The organism is Vibrio sp. 10N.261.52.A1, assembly GCF_002876325.1.
Taxonomy (GTDB): Bacteria; Pseudomonadota; Gammaproteobacteria; order Enterobacterales; family Vibrionaceae; genus Vibrio; species Vibrio chagasii.
On sequence record NZ_MCYD01000268.1, the window covers coordinates 1 to 1,353 of the forward strand.

The window sequence follows — 1,353 nt, forward strand, 5'->3', positions numbered from 1 at the left end:
GCATAACGCCATATACTGTTTTTAAAGCCCACTAAGGTTTAACTTAGTGGGCTTTTTTGTTTTCTAACCATCCAACTGACTGAGCCATCACAAAGCCCCATAACGCTTATGGGAAAAGTTAGTTAATCTGCTGCTAAATATCTCTTATGCAACTTATTTTATTGGTTTTTTGTGGTTTATATAAATCAATAGCCTGCTTATTGTCTCAAAGATGGGAATTGTTGCTGTTTAGTTGTTGATGCATAGCTCACTTCAATTAATGCCTTATTTTCGCTAATGATTTGTTAACTTTATTGCGGTATAAATTTATGAAATTCAGAGGTGCGTATTATTGTGAGTTTATTTGCATATAAATCAGCACCCTACTAACTTTTAACTAGTGTTCTGGAAACCCTTAGAAAATAGACATCTTTGTAAGAAGGCGTCTACTAGCACAGACATGGCATTTTTTATGGGGAAGACTAGACTTAAAGGTAAGTAAAATATAAAAAACAGGCGAAATTTATTCTCTTTTTGTATCTCTGTGATGAACCGTTTGAATATATTCCGAAGAACGAGATGTAAGTTAATAAAAGCCTGCGATCGCTATTACAAACTATGTTCACCGCTCTTAAGAAGTGATTTGTGACATCGGAGGATGTATGGATAACAAATCTTCGCGTCAGTCTGCTATGGTTGAAGCCGCTAGTGGAGATGTGGTTGTAGTGAAGCCTGACGGCAGTGCCAGAAAAGTTTCGGTTGGCGATATCATCCGTGAAAATGAGATTGTTATTACCGCGCATGATGCTGAACTCCTAATAGGTTTGCCTAGCGGCCCTGTTGAGGTTGAGGGCAATTGTGTTGGGTGTGTCGATCAAGATTTGGCTTGGGCAGATGCACCGATCGCTGGAGAGGTGAATATCGATTTGGCGCAAGCTGCTGATGATTCATTCACTGATGACGATCTTGCGGCTATTCAAGAAGCCATTTTAGGTGGTGCCGATCCAACTCAAATACTTGAGGCCCCTGGCTCTGGTAGCGCTGGTGGTTCGGTTAATTGGGGTTTCGTAAAGATAGTGGCATTGCGAACGGAGACTCGGCCTGAAACAGTTTTTGAGACGTTTGGTCTTGAAAAGGACTTTAGGGTAGAAGAGAGAGAAACCCCCAACTCTCTAACGCGCTCACTCGGTGGTCAATCCATCGCTGAAACACTGACCGAAGGTTCCATTTCCGGCAATACTTACCCTCAATCGGTGACAGTTACAGATACCGTTGTTGCGGGTAGTTTAGCGCTTGACCCAGATTCTTTTGCTCCAGAAACACTTTCTCTCGCTTCGCTCCTTAGTGAACTCAACAGCGACATTACCTCTAGTG

Annotated in this window: 1 protein-coding gene; it reads left to right on the top strand. The window is 42.0% G+C overall.

Annotated elements, in window-relative coordinates:
• Positions 1–641: 641 nt before the first annotated feature.
• On the top strand, positions 642–1,353 hold a 712-nt coding region (locus BCT81_RS03440; protein ID WP_133152517.1), incomplete at its 3' end, for a retention module-containing protein.